Below are 21752 nucleotides of genomic sequence, written 5' to 3' on the forward strand. Positions count from 1 at the left end.
CCTTAAGTTTAAGCTCTAAATTCTCCAACGGCTTCGTAAAAATCATCTTCGTCTACACCCATATGTTGGCAGATCCACTTTGCACCCAACAGGTGTTTAATGTCATTTTCATTCGTTATTTCTAAGGGTAATTTGCCTTCATTGGTATCTATAAAGTAGACCTCATTTTCGAATGAATAATCTGGAGCTTTATAAGGATATTTTTTAATGGTATTTGTACTCGACTCTACTATTAGTTTAACAGCTGCAACTTCTTCATAATAGACTAACATCCCTCCATTAGTAATAGAATTTACAAAACCTGCAGTGTGTATCTCAGGATTCACATCAATTACAAGTGCTATATTCCCTTTTAAGGCATCGGCATTTTTAGCTGCTTCAATTACAATAAATTCGTTGCTTTCATCAATAGATTGTTTGCCATTAGCTAAAACAAAATCAACTTGTTTATCATAATAATTTAAAACATGAAGTAACATAGCTGTGATGTTATTTTCATCTTTAGAAGCTAAGATAACAACTCTCGTTTTGCCTTGAACTTGTTGGTATAATTGTTGTTCTGAAATCATTGTGTAAAAATAAATAAAATACAAATTACAAGCACTAAAAAATAAATAACAAATAAATTCTAAAAATGAAAGTCCAAATAACAATTGTGACCATCTAACAATAAAAATTTCGAGTAAGATTCATAAGGTTGCCATGGGTATTTTAAATAGTTCTTTTATGACACTATTATATGAATCCCTCGCAATGACAGGTTTGTGAAAATTAGTGAAATTCGTGTCTTACTCATCAAAACGACCACTTTACTCAATATAAATTGTAATTTTAGGTTATACTATCGTTATTTGTTTTCAAATAAAAGAATTATGCAAAAGTCAATCACCATATTAACAATGATACTCTTATTTTCTACAACTATAGAAGCACAACCTACTGACAATTACTCAGAGGCTTGGTATAAAGTAGAATCTCATGAACTAGAAGGTTTACCAAAATCTGCCTTGGCTGAAGTTGAAAAAATATATAAAAAAGCCAAAAAGGATAAGAACGATCCTCAATTGGTAAAGGCCTTGCTTTATATTTCAAAATTCGCATTGACTTTAGAGGAAGATGCTCAACTAAATACAATCATAAATTTAAAAAAAGAAGCTACAAAAAGTAAATTCCCAACAAAAAACATCTTGGAAAGCATAATTGCAGATATCTATTGGCAATATTTTCAACAAAACCGATATAAATTTTACAATCGTACAAATACTTCAGAGAAGGTAGATACTCTTGATTTTAGAACGTGGGACTTACAAACTATTTTTGAAGAAACGCATCATCATTTTCAGGCATCATTAATCAATTCAATATCTTTACAAGAAACTGATTTAACTGCTTATAATGCCATTTTACATCTGCAAGGAAACTCTAAAGTTTACAGACCCACTTTATATGATTTTTTAGCTCATAGAGCCATTGATTTTTACAAAACCGACGAACGTAATTTAAAACGACCTGCTTATAAATTTGAAATAGATAATGCAGCTTTATTGGCTCCCAATAGTGATTTTACTAAAACTCAACTATTTGCAAAAGATAGTTTATCACAACAATTACATGCCTTACGTTTATATAAAAACTTAACATTATCTCATGCAAAAGACAAAGACCCAACGGCTTTAGTTACGTTAACCTTAGAGCGTTTAGATTTTGTGCGTACAAACGCTGTATTCAGCAATAAAGATGCTGTTTATTTTCATACACTGAACGCTCTTAAAAAACAGCATAATAAACACGAAATAGTTACAGAAATTGATTATAAAATTGCTGTTTATCTAGACAGTCAAGCAAATGCATATGATCCCATAACGAACAACAATCAATGGAAACGTAAAGAGGCTTTAAAAGTTTGTGAAGATGCCATGGCTCTTTTTCCAAAATCTACAGGAGCCGAAAAATGCAAGAGTTTACAAAGTCAAATACTAAACCCTAGTTTACAAATTACAGCAGAAAAATTTACACCTATACATAAACCTGCTAAGCTATTGGTTACTTATAAAAACACAGATCAACTATACTTTATAGCATTAAAAATCTCCAAAAGTCAACAAAAAATGTTTTCTGAAATTTATCAGGATGATAAAAAAATAGCCTTTATCAAAAAATTAAAGGTTATTAAAACATGGAACAGTACATTAAAAAATGAAAGTGATTATCTTCAGCATACTACAGAGGTTTTATTACCTGAGTTAGAAGGTGGAAATTATATGATCTTCACTTCTGTAAATGAGACTATTTCAGATCAATTTACTTTTGGGCATACCTTTACACAAGTAACAGATATTGCTTTAGTTGAAAACACATTAGAGGGTAACAAAATCTATCAAATCGTAGACAGAAACACTGGTAAACCTATCAAGGATGCCCGAGTAAATATTAAAAATTACAATACAGGCAGGTATAATAAAGCAATAAACAGAACGCTAACTACTAATAAAAACGGACAGGTCTTTTTCAAAAACAATGTGTATAGAAATAACGTTGTAATCACAGTAAACTATAAAAATGATGAAGCAACATTTGGCGACTATTATTTATATGAAACTCACAAACCTGTAATAAACGAAAATAAATCGGCTCGTATCTTTTTATTTACGGATAGGAGTATTTACAGACCAGGGCAAACCGTTTATTTCAAAGGTATTGCAGTAGCCTCTGAAGACAATAAATCGCATGCTATTGATGGAAAAGAAGTAACCGTGAAGCTAAACGATGTTAATTATCAAGAAGTGAAATCATTCACTTTTAAAACCAACGAATTTGGATCTTTTAGTGGCGAATTTATCTTGCCAAATACGGGATTAACAGGAAATTTTAATATCTATGCATCTTCCAGTTATCATTTTGGAAATTCACTCAATGGTAATTCACACTTTTCAGTAGAAGAATATAAACGTCCCAAATTTGAGACTGAATTTAAGCCCGTAACAGAAACCTACAGAGTTAATGATACCGTAACTATTAATGGTACTGCAAATGCATTTGCTGGAAGTACCATAACCGACGCTAAAGTCACTTATCGCGTATTTAGAACCGCACAATTTCCTAGGTGGTGTTGGTGGTATTATAATGATTATAGTAACAATTCAGAATCGCAAGAAATAACACATGGCGAAACAACAACAGATGCCAGTGGTAATTATAAAATTGCTTTTAAATCTATTCCAGATATTAAAATAGACCCTAGTAATCAGCCTACTTTTAATTATAAAGTATTGGCAGATGTTACAGATATTAACGGTGAAACACGAAGTACAGAAACTACTGTAAATGTCGGCTACCATGCGTTAACTTTGGCAATATCTATGCCTGACAAACTTGAAAAGTCTGACAAAAACCATACTATTAATTTACAATCTAACAATTTAAATGGAGAATTTGTTGCCGCAAAAGGCAACTTGAAAATTTACAAGTTAGTGGCTCCAAAATTTGTTTTGAGAGCACGACCATGGGAAGCCCCAGATTATCAATCATTTTCAGAGGCAGCGTTTAAAAAATTATTCCCTCATGAAGCTTATCAAAAGGAAAATGATTCGAATACATGGAAACAAGGAAAACTAGTTTTTGAAACCACTTTTAATACTGAAAAAGAAAAAGACTTAAAATTGAAAAACATCAGTAAATGGGTTTCAGGCTTGTATATCGTTATTGCAGAAAGTGAAGACAAATTTAAACAGGCGGTAAAAGATGAGTTCCGTTTTGAGGTTTTTAACACCAATGACAAGGTAGTTTCTGACAAGCAATTACTTTTTATTAAAACAAATAAAAATGAATACCAACCTAACGAATTTGTAAAATTACAATTAGGGTCGGCATCAGAAGATATTTCTGTAACGGTTACCGTTGTTAAAAAATATAATATCGTCGAGACTAAAATTGTAAAACTCTCTAATGAGATAAAAACCATATCTATACCTGTTAAACCTGAAGATCTTGGTGGTTTTACCATACAATACCAGCTCGTAAATAACAATGCATTTAGCAATGGAAATTTAAATATTAATGTGCCCTATCCTAAAAAGGAATTGTTTATTGAGACTACTACGTTCAGAGATAAATTACAACCAGGGCAAAACGAAACATGGAGTTTTAAAATAAAAGGAAACAAAAAAGACAAGGTGGCCGCAGAAGTATTGGCTTCTATGTATGATGCTTCTTTAGATGAATTTAGACCTCACAATTGGTATTTTAGTCCGTTAAACCAACGCTATTATTACAGTTACAACCAAAGTGCAGCAAGTCATAGTTTTGGGAATATTAATTTTAATATTGATCAAAAGAATTATAAGTATCACGGTTTTTCTAACCAAAATTACGACCAACTCAATTGGTTCGGATTTAGTTTAACGAATAGCTGGTTTAATAATAATTATTTAAACTCAATAAGAAGAAATCACGCACCAGATAGAGTTTCCTCATCTATAGATACAAATAAAGAGAAAGGCTACATCTATGGTAATGTTTCTGATGAGACTGGAGTATTGCCAGGTGTAACCGTATTAATTAAAGGAACTACTAATGGTGTTATAACCGATTTTGACGGTAACTATAAAATAAAAGCTTCTCAGGGTGCAGTACTTGTTTTTATCTACATAGGATTTTACACTTCAGAAATTACGATTAAAGGTGATAACATATATAACATACGATTGAAAGCAGATGAACAAGCATTAGATGAAGTGGTTGTTACTGGTTATGGCAGTCAAAGACGAGAAAAAAAATCTGCAAGCAAAGCTTTAAGGGGAAGTGTTTCTGGTATTCAAGTAGTAGAAGACCAATTGGAGGTAGAAGAAACTGTAATGTATAATAGTGAAATACAACCACTGATGAGTCCTAAATTAGAAAGCGACAAGGATGGAGAAAAAAACAAAGAAAATAATCCTGTAGGTGGAGAACAATCACCTTTAAAAGGCATTGTTGCTCGTAAAAATCTGCAAGAAACCGCTTTTTTCTATCCACATTTAAAAACGGATAAAGATGGTAATGTAAGTTTTAATTTTACCATTCCTGAAAGTTTAACACGTTGGAATTTAAATCTTTTGGCACACACCAAAGATATGGCAACGGCACAATCACGTTTGTCAACCGTTACTCAAAAAGAACTGATGGTAATGCCAAATCCACCTCGTTTTTTACGGGAAGGTGATGAAATTGTTTTTGCTTCTAAAATTTCTAATTTAACGGAGAATACATTGGACGGAATTAGCGAATTACAATTGTTTGATGCCTTAACAGACAAACCCATTGATGCCAAATTAGGGAATGCTGATAATCGTAAAACTTTTAGGGTAGACGCAAAAGGAAATGTCAATGTAAGTTGGACCTTAAAAATTCCATTTGACGTACAAGCGGTAAAGTATAAAATTGTTGCTAAAGCGGGTGACTTTTCAGATGGTGAAGAAAATGCCTTACCTGTATTGTCAAACCGAATGTTAGTAACTGAATCTTTACCTATGTGGTTACGTTCTAACGAAACCAGAACGTTTACCCTTGATAAGTTAAAGAACAATACCTCAACCAGCTTAAAACATCACAATTTAACCTTAGAAATAACTTCAAACCCAGCTTGGTATGCTGTTCAGGCCTTGCCGTATTTGATGGAATATCCTTATGAATGTGCAGAGCAAACTTTTTCTCGATACTATTCAAATGCATTGGCTAGTCATATTGCCAATTCGAATCCACGGATTCAAGAGGTATTTAATCAATGGGCGTCAGCTGACGCATTAGTTTCTAATTTAGAGAAAAACCAAGAATTAAAATCGTTGATTATTCAAGAAACCCCTTGGTTACGAGATGCTCAATCGGAAACTGAACAGAAAAAACGTATCGCCTTATTATTCGATTTGAATAAAATGAAAAACGAATTGGCCTCTGCCCTACGTAAATTAGAACAAGCTCAAATGAGCAATGGTGGTTTCCCTTGGTTTAAAGGAGCACGATATCCTAATCGATATATTACACAACACATTGCGTCAGGCTTTGGTCATTTAAACAAATTAGGTGTTGCTAACCCTGAATCTAAACAAATGCTTAACAAAGCAGTAAAGTTTTTAGATGATGAAATTTTATCTGATTTCAATGAGCTTATAAAACAAGCTAGAAAAATTAAAGCCAGAGCCAAAACAAAAGCCGAAGGTGAACGCTTGGAAAAAGAGTTTTGGGCAAGTAATCATACCTATCATTTTCAAATTCAATATTTGTATATGCGTAGTTTTTATAAAGATATTACTATTCGTAACAACGTTCAAACAGCTGTTGATTATTTTACCAATCAAGCTTATGAGTTTTGGAAAGACAACAACTTATACACGAAAGGAATGATTTCATTGGTTGCAAAAAGAAATGATAAAACGGCAGTTGCTAATAAAATAATAACTTCACTAAAAGAAAATTCAATATCAAGTCAAGAGCTGGGAATGTATTGGAAAGAGAACACCGCTAGTTGGTATTGGTATCAAGCTCCAATCGAAACACAAGCATTATTGATAGAAGCTTTTACAGAAGTTGAAGGGGATACAAAAACCATTGACGAACTTAAGGTTTGGTTGTTAAAGAATAAACAAACCAACCGTTGGAAAACAACAAAAGCGACTACAGAAGCTGTTTATGCTTTACTACTGCAAGGTACAAATTGGTTGGAAGTAACCGAATTTGTAGACATCACTATTGGTGATCAAAAAATTGACCCTTTACAATTGGAAGATACGAAAGTAGAAGCAGGAACAGGTTATTTTAAAACGTCATGGAAAGGTGAAGAGATAAAAGAAAGTATGGCAACTGTAACTTTGAGTAAAAAAACAGAAGGTGTTGCTTGGGGAGCATTGTATTGGCAGTATTTTGAGGATTTAGATAAAATAACTTCAGCCAAAACACCATTGCAATTGTCTAAAAAACTATTCCTAAAAAAGAATAGCGATAAAGGTGAAGAGCTTACAATAATTACTGAAGCAACCGATTTAAAATTGGGTGATTTAGTTCGTGTTCGAATAGAATTAAAAGTGGATAGAACCATGGAGTTTGTGCATATGAAAGATATGCGTGCTGCAGGGTTTGAACCAATAAATGTACTATCACAATACAAATGGCAAGACAATTTAGGCTATTACGAAAGCACCAAAGATGCAGCCACTAATTTCTTTTTTGACTATTTACCAAAAGGTGTTTACGTTTTTGAATACAACTTACGTGTAAATAATAAAGGTGATTTCTCTAATGGTATAACAACCATTCAAAGTATGTACGCACCCGAGTTTAGTAGTCATAGTGAAGGTGTACGGGTAAATGTTAAGTAAAACCCCCTCAAGGGGACAGTAGTTACCTAATTACTTTAGTATTGTCCCCTTGAGCCTGATGAGAAACAAAATATATTTTGTTTAGAAATTATCGAGCGAAGCTCTTAGGGATGTTTATAAATTATATTAATGATAAAAAAAATAATTAATTTTTCACTAAAGCTAGGAATAGTAGTTGCACTCTTGACATCAATATTGCCAAACATCTTTCCCAATTATTGGCTTATTGATATTATGTCAAACTTTAAGCTGCAAATAGGAATCTTTCTAATCGTAGTGCTGGTACTTAACTTAAGTACCAAAAAAAGTAAGGTTATTACGATTATTTCCATTCTACTGATAACTTGGAACCTGTCTTTTTTATACACGCTTTATTTCCCAAGTAAACTTGGAGTTATACACAAGCAAAGAGGTACAACAATTGTGAGTATCAATTTACTTTCTAGTAACAATGATTCTGAAAAAGTCATAAACTTTATAAAAGATAAAAATCCCGACATCTTAATTTTACTTGAATATAATTCAAAGTGGGAAGCTTTTTTAAGTGACATAACGGAGCAGTATACTTTTAAAAAACGGGTACTTCGTAACGACAATTTCGGAATTGGATACTTTAGTAAGATAGCCTCAGAAACATCCGTTTTGAGCTTTGATTCATCAAAAGTTCCATCTATTGTGGCTCGCCTAAAAATTGATAACAATCCCATAGATATAATTGCAACGCACCCTTTTCCTCCAATGGGTAAAAGAAACTTTGATATTCGAAATGCCCATTTTAAGAACCTAGAAAAAAAGACGAAGGAGCTTTCTGAAAATTTAATTATCATAGGCGATTTAAACACCTCTTCTTATTCAAAACACTTTAAAGATTTATTATTAAACACGAATTTAAGAGATTCGCGAAATGGATTAGGGATACTACCCACTTGGCCAACAATGTTTACTACCTTAAATACCACTCTAGATCATGCTTTGATAAGTAAGGCTATTGGCGTAATAGATCGTGGTACTGGGCCTAATATTGGTTCAGATCATTTACCTATCTTTATGGAGTTCAGAATTAAGGAATAAAAAGAATGCATTTAATTCTTTGGCACCATATTTGCATACTACTAAGTAATTAATAATAAATTATAAATAATTATGAGTAAAGGAACAGTAAAGTTCTTCAACGACGCCAAAGGATTTGGCTTTGTAACTGAAGAAGGTTCAAACAAAGAACATTTCGTTCACATTTCTGGATTAATCGATGAAATTCGCGAAGGCGATGAAGTTGAGTTCGATTTAGAAGAAGGAAGAAAAGGTTTAAACGCAGTAAATGTAAAAGTTATATAACATATATATATTACTAGTTAAAATTAAAGAAAAGTCCATCATCCCGAAACTTCGGGAGATGGGCTTTTTTATTGTAAAAAATTGTATGTTATAACAATTTTAAAGCTAACCCCATTGATATCAATACTATAAAAACAATTAACATTTAACCAATACTACGTTACTATTCTTATCGTTTATAATAGGACAATACAAAATAAGTGGAAATATGTTTGAAGACGACGATGATGACTATAAGTCTCACGAGGAAATAGAAAAAATGCCCATCTATAAAAAAGCGTGGGAAATTATGTTACTAGGTAGAAAAATTGGAAGTTTAGTTTCAAAGGATGATGTTGAAACTGCTGATGAAGCCGAAGGTGAAATGTTAGAAAACTACGCTACTTACATCATCGAAAATGCTTTAATGATACCTGCAAAAATTGCTGGAGCAGAAGGAGCTAACATCTATGATATTAGAATGGAAAATGCAGCTATTATAAGAAAATCAGCTCGTGAAATTTTAACCAGTTGTTCTGGTATGCAGCTATGTGGTTACCAAGACAATGACTATATAGAATTATTAAGAAACGAAATTGAAGAATTCCGCGTCATCTTTGCTGAATGGGTCACTAGTTTTGATCCAAATAACTATATGATTGACCGTTGGGGATTGTTTAATCCTCCCGGCGTAAATTATAATGACTATGACCCAGATGACGATATGTCATTTGACCCAGATGACTTTTTTGAATAAATCTTAGTTTAATTTATACCGTAAATTACGCGTATCTAATTCATTCAATAAATCTTGAGATATTTTGACTTTGGCAGATCTACTAGGCATTTGAAGCTTCAATTTTTCTTCACGATCAAATACTAAAAAGTTCAATACATCTTTACCTTTATGGTCTTCTAAAATTTCTTCCAAGGTATTTATCCTTTGGTCAGTAAGCTCTAATATATCCAATTGTAACGTCAGCTTATTGGCCAAAAGATCTAACACATCTTGTAACATTTGTATGTTATTGAATTGTATACGAACATCACCTTCTCTCCATCCTTTACGGACAGAAATTTTGACATGCAAAAAAGAATTGGGTATTAAAAAATGCTTATACCTTAAATATTCCTCGCCAAACATTCTAAACTCATAGGCTTCTGAATAATCTTCTATTGTAAATAATGCCCAGCCTTTACCATTTTTTGAAACTCTATGTTGTACGTCAGTAACAATACCCGCAATAGTTAAATCTTTATTTACTAAACTTGGTAAATCATTAAAGGAACTGATAGGAGCATTGCAAAAATATTTTATTTCTGTTTTAAAATCGTCTAATGGGTGACCTGAAATATAGATACCAATCATCTCTTTTTCTTTTGCTAATTTCTCCATAACTCCCCAAGGTTCACAATCTGGAATTATAGGTTCTTCAAATTGAATTTCTGAAGTTTCACCAAACATAGAAATCTGTGCTGAGTTTTTATTTTCTTGGTATTTATGTCCAAAACGAATGGCTCTTTCAATAAAGGTTTGTCCACGTTCATCATGTTCAAAATATTGAGCCCTGTGGGTTTCTATAAATGAATCAAATGCACCCGCTAACACTAATCCGTCAAAGGCTTTTTTATTGGTAGACCGTAAATCTACACGTTTGGCCATATCAAAAATTGAAGTATAAGGACCATTCTCTTTACGTTCAGAAACAATGGCTTCTACAGCATTAGCCCCAACCCCTCTAACGGCTCCCATTCCGAACCGGATGGCACCTTCATTATTTACGGCAAACTTGTAAAAAGATTCGTTAACATCTGGACTTAACACCTCAATACCCGCACGTCTACATTCATCCATAAAGAACGTAACCTGCTTAATATCATTCATATTATTTGACAATACCGCCGCCATATATTCCGCAGGATAATGTGCTTTTAAATACGCCGTTTGATATGCTATATAAGCATAACATGTTGAGTGAGATTTGTTAAAGGCATAGGCAGCAAAAGCTTCCCAATCTTTCCAAATTTTTTCTAATGCATCTTCTGGATGTCCATTTTTAGTACCTCCAGCTATAAATTTTGGTTTTAATTTTTCAAGTAAAGCAAATATTTTTTTACCCATCGCCTTACGCAAACCATCGGCTTCACCTTTGGTAAACCCAGCTAATTTTTGAGACAGTAACATTACTTGCTCTTGGTATACCGTTACCCCATACGTTTCCTTAAGGTATTCTTCCATTTCTGGAAGATCATATTCAATAGCTTCCGTACCGTGTTTACGATTAATAAACAAAGGTATATACTCCATTGGCCCTGGTCTATACAAGGCATTCATCGCAATTAAATCAGCAAACTCCGTCGGTCGTAAAGACTTCATATGCTTCTGCATTCCAGGTGATTCATACTGAAAAATACCTACCGTTTCTCCACGTTGAAAGAGCTCATACGTCTTCACATCATCTAATGGAAATTCATCAGGATCTAAATCAACACCATGAATCGCTTTAATTATTTTTACCGCATCTTTAATTAAGGTTAATGTTTTTAACCCTAAAAAATCCATTTTTAGTAGGCCGGCATCTTCAACAACATTATTATCAAACTGAGTTACATAAAGATCAGAACCTTTAGCTGTTGCTACGGGTATTAAATTGGTAATATCTTCAGGAGTAATAATGACACCACAAGCGTGTGTACCTGTATTACGAACGGATCCTTCTAAAGCAACGGCTTGCGTAATAGTCTCTGCGACAATACCATGACCCTCTGCCAAATTCCGTAGTTCATTTACATTGACAACCTCTTCACTTCGTAACGCTTTTATTTTGGCAATACTTTTTGGATCTTCTCCAAAAATGTGAGCCAACTTTGTATTTGGTATTAATTTAGCAATTCTATCAGCATCTTGTAAAGGCAAGTCTAATACACGAGCTGTATCTCGTATAGAAGATTTGGCCGCCATTGTACCATAGGTGATAATTTGAGCCACTTGACTGGCTCCATATTTTTCAATTACAAAATCTATTACTTTCTGTCTACCTTCATCATCAAAATCAATATCAATATCGGGTAATGAAACACGATCGGGATTTAAAAAACGCTCAAAAAGTAAGTCATACTTAATAGGGTCAATATTTGTAATCCACAAACAATAAGCCACTGCCGAACCTGCCGCAGAACCACGACCTGGACCCACAGACACTCCCATCTTTCGAGCCTCCAGAATAAAATCCCATACAATTAAGAAATATCCAGGATATCCAGTTTTTTCAATAATTTCTAATTCAAAATCAAGACGTTCTTGCTTTTCTTTATCTAATTTTCCATATCGTTTTTCGGCACCTTCAAAAGTTAAATGCTTTAAAAATGCATTTTCTCCTCTTACACCACCATCTTCAGCATCTTTTGGATCTACAAACTGTTCAGGAATGTCAAATTTAGGAAGTAACACATCGCGTTGCAACGTATACACCTCAATTTTATCGACAATTTCTTCAATATTAACAATAGCTTCAGGCGTATGACGAAACAATTGTTTCATCTCTTCTTGACTCTTAAAATAATATTCTTCATTCGGCAAACCATAACGGAAGCCTCTTCCCCTACCCTTTGGTGTAGCTACTTTTTCACCATCTTTTACACACAGTAAAATATCATGCGAATCAGCATCGGACTTATTAATGTAATAGGTGTTGTTAGCAGCTATTAATTTTATATCATGTTTTTTTGAGAAATCAATCAACACATTATTTACATGCTGCTCATTTTCTTGATTATGGTTATTTAATTCTATATAAAAATCATCTCCAAAGGTATCTTTCCACCAAACCAGTGCTTCCTCGGCTTGATTTTCACCCATATTAAGAATCTTTGAGGCAATTTCCCCATAAATATTACCACTCAATACAATGATATCTTCTTTGTATTTTTCAACAATGGTTTTATCTATTCTAGGTACATAATAAAAGCCATCAACATAAGCTGTGGATGCCATTTTCGCTAAATTATGATATCCATTTTTATTTTTGGCCAACAAGACCATTTGGTAACCATTATCCTTTACCGATTTGTTTTTGTGATCTTCACAAACAAAAAATTCACAACCTACAATCGGTTTAATTTGATGCTCATTATTTTTATTACTACTTAAAGCTTCCTTTACAAAGTAAAAAGCACCCATCATATTACCTGTATCCGTCAAACCTACGGCTGGCATTTTGTTTTTTACTGCTGTTTCTACAAGTTTTTTTATACTCGCTGTTGATTGTAAAATGGAAAATTGAGAATGATTGTGTAAATGAGAAAACGCAAAATCATCTAAGTTTATATCTGAATTAGATGCTGTACTTCCAGATTGTCCCTCTGCTTTTTCACTCTTTTTTCTTAGTTTTTTACTCTCTTTTTTAAGGTTTGTATGTTTAAGACCTATCAGCTCTATTTCTTTAGGATTTTCTCTCGAAAATTCTTCAAAATACTTGGCATCAACATCTAATTCTTCTTTGGTATATAAACGTCTTCTAATCAGCTCAAAAAAGCATCGTGTGGTGGCTTCAACATCCGCGGTAGCATTGTGAGCTTCAGCAAAAGGAGCATTAAATAAATGTTGGTGTAATTCTGTTAATGTTGGTAATTTAAACTTACCTCCTCTACCTCCAGGTATTTGACATAACGTAGCGGTTTTCTCAGTACAGGTATCTAACAGCGGTAAATCATTCAACGGCGTCTCAATGCCTTGACGATAATATTCACTCCCCATAATATTCAAGTCAAAACCAACATTCTGACCAACCACAAAAGTTGTTTTTGAAAGAGCCTCATTAAATAACTTTAATACGGTATCTAACTCTTCCCCTTTTGATGCTGCTAACTCTGTAGAAATACCATGAATTTGTTCCGCATCATAAGGAATATTAAATCCTTCTGGTTTAATTAAATACTCATGACTTTCTATCAATTTACCGCACTTATCATGTGTTTGCCACGCTATCTGAACACACCTTGGCCAATTATCGGTATCGGTAATTGGGGCATTCCATTTTTTAGGCAATCCGGTAGTTTCGGTGTCAAAAATTAAGTACATAAATAGAAGTGATTTTTATTGCGAGAACGGGTTTAAAACTACCCTTATTTCGAATGTTTAAAATTAGTGTTTTAATTGTTTTTTTTGATCAGATTTTTAAGGATTTTATTAACAGGGAATTTTAACGTCAATTGCATGAGAGAATAGCTCGAATAGACTACTGAAACATTTTTTAAACAGGACAGTAAAACCCTCAAACCAAACTCCTTATTCTTCTTAAAATTGAAAACGGAACATTACTTTAGTTTTAGTTCAAAAATTAAATTTAAAAACCTTTATATTTGAACATCGACAAAAAACAAACCTACCAACATGAAAAACAAGTTCCTTTTTCTATCCTTCTTATTTCTTTCTTTTAATTTTTTCGGACAATCTATCGTCAAAAACGTACCATTTACTAATATTGGCCCCACGGTGATGAGTGGTCGTGTGGTAGATTTTGATGTAAACCCTGACCAGCCTACTGAATTTTATGTAGCCTATGCTTCTGGAGGTTTATGGTATACAAATAATAACGGCACTTCATTTACTGCTGTTACCGAAACGGCTCCAACCCAAAATATGGGTGATGTTGCTGTTGACTGGAAATCAGGCACAATTTATATTGGAACTGGAGAAAGCAATTCCTCTCGTTCTTCTTATGCGGGCGTTGGAATTTTAAAAAGTACCGACAAAGGTAAAACGTGGACAAACGTTGGCTTACCAGATTCGCATCATATTGGTAGAATGATAATCAATAAAAACAATACTGATGAAGTGGTTGTTGGTGCTATTGGACATCTTTATTCTTCAAATGCTGAACGTGGTATTTTTAAAACTACAGATGGTGGAAAATCGTGGAATAATGTACTATTTATTGATAATAATACGGGGGTAATAGACATTTCTGTCTCTCCGACCAATCCTGATGTAATGTATGCAGCTTCTTGGGAAAGAACAAGAAAAGCATGGGACTTTGATGGTGACGGAGAACATTCAGCAATATATAAAAGTACAGACGCAGGTTCTACTTGGACTAAAATGACCGATACTAAAAGTGGTTTTCCATCAGATGGTGGCGTTGGCCGAATTGGCTTAGCTGCATTTAGTGATACCGTTATTTATGCTTTATTAGATAATCAAAATAGAAGACCTGCTGAGAAAAAAATTACATCTGAAGGTTTGAAAAAGGAAGATTTTGAAACCATGAGCACTGTTGATTTTTCAAAACTTGACAATAAAAAACTAGACGCATTTTTAAAAGCCAATCGTTTTGATAAAAAATACACGGCCAAAAGTGTGAAAGAAAAAGTAGAAAATGGCAGTATAAAACTGATTGATTTATCAGTTTATTTAACCGATGCTAATTCAGTTATGTTTGACACTCCAGTCATTGGAGCTGAAGTTTACAAATCAACAGACGGCGGTAAAACGTGGTCAAAAACACACAAAGGTTTTATAGATGGTCTTTATAGTTCTTATGGTTATTACTTTGGTTTAATTGCCGTAAATACTAAAAATGAAGCTAAAGTTTATATAGGAGGTGTTCCTTTATTAAAATCAGTTGATGGGGGTAAAACTTTCGAATCAATTGGTAAAGAAAACGTACACTCAGATCATCAAGCCATTTGGGTGAACCCTAACTTAAACGGTCATGTTATTAATGGAAATGATGGAGGTGTTAACATTACCTATGATGATGGTGAAAACTGGACAAAAAACAACTCACTAGCAGTTGGGCAATATTATTATGTAAATGTTGATAATAAAAAACCATATAATGTTTACGGTGGTTTTCAAGATAATGGTGTTTGGTATGGCCCTAGCACATATAAGGCTTCTAAAAGTTGGGAAGGCACAGGACAATATCCTTATAAAAGAATTGGAGGTGGTGATGGCATGCAGGTTCAAATTGACAGTCGCGACAACAATCTTGTCTATTCTGGATCTCAGTTTGGTTATTACACCCGTCTTAATATAGAAACTGGCGAGCGTTTAAGCTTTAATCCAAAACACGAATTAGGCGATTCTCCATATCGTTATAATTGGCAAACACCAATTTTATTATCTCCTCACAATCAGGATATTTTATATATGGCTGCTAATAAATTGTTACGCTCTATGGATAAAGGTGAAAATTTTGAAGTGATTTCGGGCGACTTAACCACAGGTGGTAAAAAAGGAAATGTGCCTTTTGGTACCATAGCTACAATTTCAGAAAGTCCTTTTCAATTTGGGATGATTTACACGGGTTCTGATGATGGATTAATTCAGCTAACAAAAGATGGTGGTACTACTTGGTCAAAAATCTCTGATGACTTACCTCAAGGATTATGGGTGTCTCGTATCATTGCTTCACAACATGAAAAAAATCGTGTATACGCTACGTTAAATGGATATAGAAGTGACGATTTTAAAGCGTATGCTTTTATAAGTGAAGACATGGGTAATACATGGAAATCAATTGCAAACAGATTGCCTGATTATTCTATAAACGTAATTAAAGAAGACCCAACAGATGAAAACATATTGTATTTAGGAACAGACAATGAAGCCTTAGTAAGCTTTAATAAAGGACAAAATTGGCACGTGTTTTCTAATGGAATTCCAAAAGTTGCTGTACACGATTTAGTCATCCAAGAACGAGAAAAAGATTTGATTATCGGTACACATGGACGTTCACTTTATAAAGCGAATATTGCGACACTTGAACAATACAACACCGTAAAAAACAAAACGGTTGCTGTTTTTAAATTACCTGAAACGAGACACTCTTCACGTTGGGGTAATTCTTGGAGTCAGTTTTCAAAACCATATCTACCTAATATTGAGGTTTCCTATTTTACATTAAACGCTGGTAATGTTACATTAGAAATATTGGCCGATGAAAAAAATGTATTGTATAGTGAAACTTTAAAAACAGATAGTGGATTCAATTTCACCGATTACGATTTATCGGTTTCTGAAAAAAGTTTAAAAAGTTATTTTGGCAAAAATAAAATTGAAATCAAAAAAGCAGATAATGGGCAATATTATTTACCAAAAGGAGAATATCTATTGAAAGTTACTAGCGGAAAGGAAAGTGTGACGGAGAAGTTGGTGGTTAAATAAACTCATTTTTCAAACCCTCAAATAATTGTTAAACTAAATTAAAAAAAAACGCATCATTTGTTATTTTTAATTAGTCATACTATGGAAGCATTAGAATGTAAAAGTGAAGTGACTAACTTTTTTTTGTAATTATATTTCTCACCTTATTTAAATCTTCCAACGTATCCACTGCAATGGTTTCAAACTCTGTGGTGGCTACTTTTATCTTATTTCCATTTTCTAACCAGCGGTTTTGCTCTAAAGATTCTGCAATTTCAAGTGATGTCTGAGATAAATTGGCAAATTCTTCTAAAGCTGCAGGAGTAAACGCATACATACCGACATGTTTGTAAAAAGTATGTTGTTGCTGCCAATTTTTTTTATCAGCATCACGCACAAAAGGAATTACAGAGCGGCTAAAATACATGGCATTATTATTCTTATCCATCACTACAAAAACACCACCATCAAATACATTTTCCGATGCTTTTACAGGAATAACTAAAGTTGCCATTTGCGTTGATTTATCATCAAAGCAAGAAAGGATTTGATTGATTTGTTCTGGCTCTAACAAAGGTTCATCTCCTTGAATATTAATAACAACATCATAATCAACTCCTGAAGTAGATTTAAATATTTCATATGCTTCTAAACACCGGTTTGTACCAGTATTATGCTTGTCGGAAGTCATGACTACATTGCCTCCAAAAGCCTTTACCGCTTTTTCAATACGCTTATCATCAGTCGCAACTAAAACATCTGTCAATGCTTTTTTTGCCTGTTCGTAAACACGTTGAATCATGGGTTTTCCACAAATATCTAGTAAAGGTTTGCCTTCTAATCTTGTGGAGCCATATCGGGCAGGTAATATTCCTAAAATGTTCATGATATTTTTTATGTATTTACAAATATGCCAATTAAAATTCATTTATAAAATCAAATGATTAGATTTATAACATACTACAGACCAAAGACAACTAAAATTCTCATCAAGAGCAAGGGAATTAAAAAAACGCTATCAACATACTTTATAACAAAAAAACGTAGTATATTTGCAGCCCACTTCGAGAAAGTGAATAAATCATTAATAATCAAGGTCGTGTACCTTAAATAATTAACAACAAATGCCAGTAAAAATTAGATTACAAAGACACGGTAAAAAAGGAAAACCATTCTATTGGATCGTTGCAGCAGATGCTCGTTCAAAAAGAGATGGTAAGTCTTTAGAAAAATTAGGAACGTACAACCCAAATACTAATCCTGCAACAATCAATTTAGATATTGATGGTGCTGTAAAATGGTTACAAAATGGAGCTCAACCTACTGATACTGCAAAAGCAATTTTGTCGTATAAAGGTGCTTTATTAAAAAATCATTTAGCTGGTGGTGTTAGAAAAGGTGCTTTAACTGAAGAACAAGCTGAAGAAAAATTCCAAGCTTGGTTAGATGATAAAGCAAAAAGAGTTGATGCTAAAGTTGATGGCTTATCTAAAGCTGATGCTCAAGTAAAAGCTAAAGCTCTAGAAGCTGAAAAAGAAGCTAACGAAGCTAGAATTGCTAAAAACGCACCTGCTCCTGTAGTAGCTGAAGTTGAAGCACCTACTGAAGAAGCTGTTGAAGAAGCTCCTCAAACTATTGACGAAGCTGCTGCTGAAGCTCAAGAAGCTCCAGTTGCTGAAAAAGTTGAAGAAGTAAAAGCTTCTAAAGAAGAAGAATAAATTTATTTATTATATCTTATATTTAAAGCCTGACAAATTTTGTCGGGCTTTTTAATTTTTATTATGCAAAAAAAAGATTGTTTCTATTTAGGAAAAGTAGTTAGAAAACACAGTTTTAAAGGAGAAGTCGTTATTAAGTTAGATACGGATGAGCCAGACTTGTATCAAAATATGGATGCCGTATTTTTAGAAGCTGGTAATAACTTTATTCCCTTTTTTATAGAGAAAAGCCTTTTACAAAAAGGTAATCAACTTCGTGTACAGTTCGAAAACTTTACCACAGAAGAAGATGCAGATTCTATTATGAAATGTGGTGTGTATCTGCCTTTAACCTTATTACCAAAACTAACCGGAAATAAATTTTACTATCACGAAGTAATTGGGTTTACTATTGAAGATGTAAATTACGGCAACGTTGGTAGTCTAGTAGGGGTTAATGACAAAACAGCTCAACCTCTTTTTATAATTGAGAATGGAGACAAAGAAGTTTTGATTCCCATGATAGATGACTTTATAAAAAAAGTAGATAGAGCTAACAAAAAGATTGTTGTGGAAACTCCTGAGGGATTAATTGAAATGTATTTAGATGAATAAACTCTTTTCATTCAAACAATTCACCGTCAATCAAGACCAATGTGCAATGAAAATTGGCACTGATGGTGTGTTATTAGGTGCTTGGACTTCTATAAAGCACCATCCTGAATCAATATTAGACATTGGAACAGGAACTGGTATTATTGCATTACAATTGGCTCAACGAAGTGATGCTGAAATTATTGATGCCATAGAAATTGACGACAGTGCTTTTGAACAAGCCGTTGAAAATTTTGAAAACTCACCTTGGGGTGATCGATTATTTTGCTATCATGCTTCTTTGGAAGAATTTACAAATGAGATTGATGACAACTATGATTTGATAATTTCAAATCCCCCATTTTATAACGATGCGTTTCAAAGTGACGACAATGCTAGAAACACAGCTCGTTTCACAGATTCATTACCTTTTGATATACTTCTTAAATCGGTGTCTAAACTCTTAAGTAGCCATGGTGTTTTTACCGTTATTATACCCTTTAAAGAAGAAGAAAATTTTATAAACTTAGCAAAAGAACACAACCTTTTCGTCAACACTATCTGTAACGTAAAAGGCACACCAACTTCTGATATTAAAAGAAGTTTATTAGAATTTTCATTTACAGAAAATGAAGTAATTATTGAAGATCTGGTAATTGAAACAACTAGACATCAATACACGGACACTTATATTGAATTGGTAAAGGACTTTTATTTAAAAATGTAATTAGCCAATAACGATATCTGGATTGTACCCTAAATAGGGTGTCTTAATTTCGTTAAACACAATTCCATGACTTTCCAACTCTTTTAATATGGGATCATATACTTCTTTGGTTATTGGAATTTGAACACCTGGCGTCGTAATCTTTTTATTTAGAATTAATAGAGTCGCTATAGCTACCGGTAAGCCTACCGTTTTTGCCATCGCCGTATAGGTTTGATCTTCACCAAGAACAACCATAGTCGATTCTATTTGACGTTTTTCGTTTTGATATTCATAACCAAATTTATGTTGCATTACAATCATGTCTTTGTCCTCTTTTTTCAAAGTCCAACTGTCCATTAGTATTTTCTGTAATACTTGTGCAGGTGTCGCATTTTTTAACCCAACTTTTTTTGTATGATCAAAAATATTTAACTCTAATAACTTCTCCCACATGATATCATCTTGGTCAATTTTTAAATAAGACCGTAATTTTAACTCCACAGAATCATGAGGATTATAAGCTAAAAAAGAATTTGTAAACTCGCGATAACTCATATGCTCTGAACCTTCTAACGTATAACTATCATCTGTCATACCCAACTGTACAAACAAATTCCAAGCTCTCGAAAAACCAACACGTCTAATGGTACCTCTATACATTGTCAGTATATTTTCTAATCCATAGGTTTCAATATATTTCAAGGAATCTCTGTTGGCATAGGCTTCAAACTTTCCAACATTTGGCAGATTCAATATTTCTGTTCTCCTAAATAATTTATGATAGGGTATGTATTTATAAGTACCTTCTTGTATAAATTTTGCAGCACCGCCTTGTCCAGCCAACACTACATTTCTAGGGTTCCATGTAAATTTGTAATTCCACAAATTAGTATCACTCTCTGGAGCTACTAAACCACCAGTAAATGACTCAAACAATAACATTTTAGCGTCATTTTCTCTAATCCTATCAATAACTTTCATCGCACTCATGTGATCAACTCCTGGATCCAATCCAATCTCATTCATAAAGACCAACCCTTGTGCTTTAACCTCTTCATCTAAGGCCTTCATTTCGTCAGAGACATAAGAAGCAGTAACCATATTCTTTTTATACGTAATACAATCTTTAGCCACTTCAATATGAAATCTTGCGGGTAACATTGAAACTACAATGTCGGCATTTTTAATAGCTGAAACTCGCGATTTTTCATCGAAAATATCAAGTACCATTGCTTTTGCATTTTCATGATTTTTTATGATAGATTCTGCTAAATCAATAGAAATATCTGCTATGGTAATCTGTAATTTTTCAGTTACAGATTTTTCCAATAAATATTTGATAAGTGAAGCAGATGAGCGACCTGCACCAATAATAAGAATGTTACGCATAGATTTAAAAAATTGATTCACGAATGTATAAAATTTACTGACCATAATCAAAAATAGAGCTTATCATTTTCTCGAATAAAAATAGTAGAAAACGTTAAAAACATTCACAAGTACGATGTTACAAATATGTACTACTTTTGTAATAGAACAATCCTTTTAAAATGAAAAAAAATTTATCAATTACTGCCATTTTAGGTATGCTTGCCATTGTTTTAGGTGCCTTTGGTGCTCACGCTCTTAAAGAAAAATTAGGAGCTGATGCCCTACTGAGTTATGAAACAGGAGTACGCTATCAAATGTACCACGTATTTGCTCTCCTTTTCGTTAACACCTATTCTGGTTTCAGTTCTAAAGGAAGGCAGACAATAAGTTGGCTATTTTTCCTAGGTATTTTATTATTCTCTGGCTCTATTTACGCTATAACTGCGGGTGGTGTTGACCCTAAACTTATTTGGTTTATCACTCCATTAGGTGGTTTATTATTTATTATAGGATGGCTCGTAATGTTTTTTAACTTTCTTAAGAAATAAAAAATTTACGAAAACGTTTTC

General features: G+C 33.3%; 13 protein-coding genes. 9 read left to right on the plus strand and 4 right to left on the minus strand.

What is annotated here, in order from left to right:
• Window positions 1–8: 8 nt before the first annotated feature.
• Window positions 9–569, minus strand: coding sequence for a Mur ligase domain-containing protein (locus JBL43_RS04395; protein ID WP_198840260.1), 561 nt, complete (start codon window positions 567–569; stop codon window positions 9–11).
• Between the two features lie 303 nt (window positions 570–872).
• On the opposite strand from JBL43_RS04395, the gene JBL43_RS04400 reads away from it, so the two are divergent.
• The 4 genes from JBL43_RS04400 to JBL43_RS04415 all read left to right on the plus strand — a co-directional run bounded on the left by JBL43_RS04400 (window position 873) and on the right by JBL43_RS04415 (window position 9420).
• Window positions 873–7349 carry an alpha-2-macroglobulin family protein gene (locus JBL43_RS04400; RefSeq protein ID WP_233098688.1) on the plus strand — a complete coding sequence of 2159 codons (6477 nt, stop codon included), beginning with the start codon at window positions 873–875 and terminating at the stop codon, window positions 7347–7349.
• A 129-nt stretch (window positions 7350–7478) separates the two neighbouring features.
• Window positions 7479–8420, plus strand: coding sequence for an endonuclease/exonuclease/phosphatase family protein (locus JBL43_RS04405; protein ID WP_198840261.1), 942 nt, complete (start codon window positions 7479–7481; stop codon window positions 8418–8420).
• A gap of 72 nt (window positions 8421–8492) precedes the next feature.
• Window positions 8493–8684 carry a cold-shock protein gene (locus tag JBL43_RS04410; RefSeq protein ID WP_117881456.1) on the plus strand — a complete coding sequence of 64 codons (192 nt, stop codon included), beginning with the start codon at window positions 8493–8495 and terminating at the stop codon, window positions 8682–8684.
• A gap of 208 nt (window positions 8685–8892) precedes the next feature.
• Window positions 8893–9420 (plus strand): hypothetical protein, encoded by a 528-nt coding sequence (locus JBL43_RS04415; RefSeq protein ID WP_198840262.1) that lies wholly within the window; start codon window positions 8893–8895, stop codon window positions 9418–9420.
• Between the two features lie 3 nt (window positions 9421–9423).
• Here JBL43_RS04415 and dnaE read toward each other — a convergent pair whose 3' ends face one another.
• Window positions 9424–13743 carry a DNA polymerase III subunit alpha gene (gene dnaE / locus JBL43_RS04420; RefSeq protein ID WP_198840263.1) on the minus strand — a complete coding sequence of 1440 codons (4320 nt, stop codon included), beginning with the start codon at window positions 13741–13743 and terminating at the stop codon, window positions 9424–9426.
• Window positions 13744–14055: 312 nt separating this feature from the next.
• Between dnaE and JBL43_RS04425 the strand changes: the two genes are divergently transcribed.
• Entirely contained in the window at window positions 14056–16833 is a 2778-nt protein-coding gene (locus JBL43_RS04425; RefSeq protein ID WP_198840264.1) for a WD40/YVTN/BNR-like repeat-containing protein, read from the plus strand.
• Between the two features lie 112 nt (window positions 16834–16945).
• On the opposite strand, the gene kdsB is transcribed toward JBL43_RS04425, so the two are convergent.
• The gene (gene kdsB / locus JBL43_RS04430; protein WP_198840265.1) at window positions 16946–17698 is read right to left on the minus strand and encodes a 3-deoxy-manno-octulosonate cytidylyltransferase; all 753 of its coding nucleotides are present in this window, start codon (window positions 17696–17698) and stop codon (window positions 16946–16948) included.
• 238 nt (window positions 17699–17936) lie between these two features.
• Between kdsB and JBL43_RS04435 the strand changes: the two genes are divergently transcribed.
• The 3 genes from JBL43_RS04435 (at window position 17937) to JBL43_RS04445 (ending at window position 19830) form a co-directional block, all read left to right on the plus strand.
• The gene (locus JBL43_RS04435) at window positions 17937–18530 is read left to right on the plus strand and encodes a 30S ribosomal protein S16 (RefSeq protein WP_198840266.1); all 594 of its coding nucleotides are present in this window, start codon (window positions 17937–17939) and stop codon (window positions 18528–18530) included.
• Window positions 18531–18593: 63 nt separating this feature from the next.
• A complete protein-coding gene (rimM, locus tag JBL43_RS04440; protein WP_198840267.1) occupies window positions 18594–19124 on the plus strand; it encodes a ribosome maturation factor RimM in 531 nt (176 codons plus the stop codon).
• Window positions 19117–19830, plus strand: a complete 714-nt coding sequence (locus JBL43_RS04445; RefSeq protein WP_198840268.1) for a tRNA1(Val) (adenine(37)-N6)-methyltransferase — start codon at window positions 19117–19119, stop codon at window positions 19828–19830. Before rimM ends, JBL43_RS04445 begins: the two co-directional genes overlap by 8 nt.
• On the opposite strand, the gene JBL43_RS04450 is transcribed toward JBL43_RS04445, so the two are convergent.
• On the minus strand, window positions 19831–21201 hold the full coding sequence (locus JBL43_RS04450) for a saccharopine dehydrogenase family protein (protein ID WP_198840269.1): 1371 nt from the start codon (window positions 21199–21201) through the stop codon (window positions 19831–19833).
• 161 nt (window positions 21202–21362) lie between these two features.
• Between JBL43_RS04450 and JBL43_RS04455 the strand changes: the two genes are divergently transcribed.
• Window positions 21363–21731: a DUF423 domain-containing protein gene (locus tag JBL43_RS04455; RefSeq protein ID WP_198840270.1), complete on the plus strand. Its 369-nt coding sequence runs from the start codon at window positions 21363–21365 to the stop codon at window positions 21729–21731.
• Window positions 21732–21752 lie beyond the last annotated feature (21 nt).

The organism is Aureibaculum flavum (assembly GCF_016406085.1).
In the GTDB taxonomy this organism is placed as follows: Bacteria; Bacteroidota; Bacteroidia; order Flavobacteriales; family Flavobacteriaceae; genus Aureibaculum; species Aureibaculum flavum.